The organism is Klebsiella sp. Ech2A, from assembly GCF_030078455.1.
GTDB classification, from domain to species: domain Bacteria; phylum Pseudomonadota; class Gammaproteobacteria; order Enterobacterales; family Enterobacteriaceae; genus Klebsiella; species Klebsiella terrigena.
On the sequence record NZ_JAQGFU010000358.1, the window covers coordinates 1 to 2,246 of the forward strand.

Below are 2,246 nucleotides of genomic sequence, written 5' to 3' on the forward strand. Positions count from 1 at the left end.
CCGCCGGGTCCAGGGTCATACCGACCCACGGCGCTTTCAGCAACACCAGCACCTCCTGGCCTTCATCCAGGCCGAGTCGTTCGGCGCTTTGGGCGGTGATCGCGACTTTAAAGCGGGTTTGGCCGTCGGCCAGCAAAACCTCAACGTGCTGCTGCACCTGCTGATGGTCGCGGCCGGTGATGGTGCCAAACCACTGGTTACGGGCGCTGGTTTGCAGGGAGAAGCGGGAGATAGCGGCGAGCAGGCTGTCGAGGGGCAGCGCGTCGTCGTCGCTCAGGACGTCAAACGCTTTCTGTTGAATCTGCGCCAGCAGGTCGTAAAGCTGGATCAGCCGCTGGCCGTAGCGGGTCAGCACCGCGCCGCCGCCGCCTTTACCGCCGGTGGCGCGGTCAACCAGCGCCTGCTCGCTAAGCTGATTCATTTCGTTAATGGCATCCCACGCGCTTTTATAGCTGATGCCGGCATTTTTCGCGCCCTGGCTAATGGAACCCGTCTGGTCAATCTGCTTTAGCAGGGAGATGCGGCGAGGGTCGGCGAACAGGCGCTGCTGTAATTTCAGGGTGAGGAGAATTTCGGCCTGCATAATAATATCCTGGCAAAAAGAGTATTGTGACCGATAGCGGGCATCTTGCAAGATAGTTCTCTGGCGGCAGTCGGTGAGGCATCGCACAAATGGGGCGTGTTTTTCCTGCTGAAACGGTTACACTTAAGCATTCGTACTTTCTGGAGCCCACTATGTTAGAGCTATTGAAAAGTCTGGTTTTTGCCGTGGTCATGGTCCCGGTGGTGATGGCTATCATCCTCGGTCTGATTTACGGTCTGGGCGAAGTGTTCAACATCTTCTCCGGCGTCGGTCATAAAGATCGCGGCCAGCAAAAAAGCTGATTTCCTGACGCCCGGTTCCTCCGGGCGTTTTTTTATCCCTTCCTTTTGATCCTCATCTGGTTACCACCAATTCGCGCTGGGAAAACCCCAATCTTGTCGTTATATTAGCCCCTACATAACGCACGCACAGGAGTTTCAGATGGCACGTCAATGGTTACGTCTTTTTGTTGGGGCAACGCTAACGCTCTCCGTTGCTGGACACGCGCTGGCAGAAGAGGGAAAGATAACGGTCTTCGCGGCGGCTTCATTAACCAACGCGATGCAGGATATCGCGAAGGCCTATAAGCAGGAGAAAAAGGTTGATGTGGTTTCATCCTTCGCCTCCTCTTCAACGCTGGCACGGCAAATTGAAGCGGGCGCGCCTGCTGACCTGTTTATCTCCGCGGACCAGAAGTGGATGGATTACGCAGTCGAGAAAAAAGCGATTGATACCGCCACGCGCGCAACGCTGCTGGGAAACAGCCTGGTCGTCGTTGCGCCTAAGGCCAGCGCGCAGGGCGATATTACCATCAGCAGCAAAACCGACTGGACCAGCCTGCTGAAGGGCGGCCGTCTGGCGGTGGGCGATCCGGAGCACGTGCCGGCCGGGATCTATGCTAAAGAAGCGCTGCAGAAGCTGGGCGCGTGGGACACCCTGTCAGCGAAGCTGGCTCCGGCGGAAGACGTGCGCGGGGCGCTGGCGCTGGTTGAACGTGACGAAGCGCCGCTGGGCATTGTTTACGGCTCGGATGCGGTTGCCAGCAAAGGGGTTAAAGTCGTGGGCACCTTCCCGGAAGATTCGCATAAGAAGGTTGAGTATCCGCTGGCTATCGTTGATGGACATAAAAATGCAACCGTCAGCGCATTCTATGACTACCTGAAAGGGCCTGAGGCGTCAGCCATCTTCAAACAATACGGATTTACTACGCGCCAATGATTTTAAGCGATCCCGAATGGCAGGCGGTGCTGCTGAGCCTCAAAGTATCATCCCTGGCGGTGGTGTTTAGCTTACCTTTCGGGATCTTCTTTTCCTGGCTGCTGGTCAGGCGCAGCTTCCCCGGAAAAGCGCTGCTCGACAGCCTTCTCCACCTGCCGCTGGTGCTGCCGCCGGTGGTGGTTGGCTACCTGCTGCTGATTGCAATGGGCAGGCGCGGGTTTATCGGCAGCTGGCTGTACGACTGGTTTGGCCTGACGTTTGCTTTTAGCTGGCGCGGCGCGGTGCTGGCGGCGGCGGTGATGTCGTTTCCCTTAATGGTACGGGCGATTCGTCTGGCGCTTGAAGGGGTCGATATCAAGCTGGAGCAGGCGGCGCGCACCCTGGGCGCCGGGCGCTGGCGGGTGTTCTTTACCATCACCCTGCCGCTGACGCTGCCGGGCATTAT

Annotated in this window: 4 protein-coding genes; 3 read left to right on the plus strand and 1 reads right to left on the minus strand. The window is 57.9% G+C overall.

Features of this window, described 5'->3' with window-relative positions; all coding sequences use genetic code 11:
• On the minus strand, positions 1 to 583 hold a 583-nt coding region (gene modE, locus PFH44_RS26890; protein ID WP_283826736.1), incomplete at its 3' end, for a molybdenum-dependent transcriptional regulator.
• 152 nt (positions 584 to 735) lie between these two features.
• Here modE and PFH44_RS26895 point away from each other — a divergent pair.
• The 3 genes from PFH44_RS26895 to modB all read left to right on the plus strand — a co-directional run.
• The gene (locus PFH44_RS26895) at positions 736 to 885 is read left to right on the plus strand and encodes an AcrZ family multidrug efflux pump-associated protein (protein ID WP_045854518.1); all 150 of its coding nucleotides are present in this window, start codon (positions 736 to 738) and stop codon (positions 883 to 885) included.
• A 139-nt stretch (positions 886 to 1,024) separates the two neighbouring features.
• A complete protein-coding gene (gene modA / locus PFH44_RS26900) occupies positions 1,025 to 1,801 on the plus strand; it encodes a molybdate ABC transporter substrate-binding protein (protein ID WP_283826737.1) in 777 nt (258 codons plus the stop codon).
• The coding region (gene modB / locus PFH44_RS26905) for a molybdate ABC transporter permease subunit (RefSeq protein ID WP_283826738.1) at positions 1,798 to 2,246 on the plus strand (449 nt) is incomplete at its 3' end. The genes modA and modB, both read left to right, overlap by 4 nt.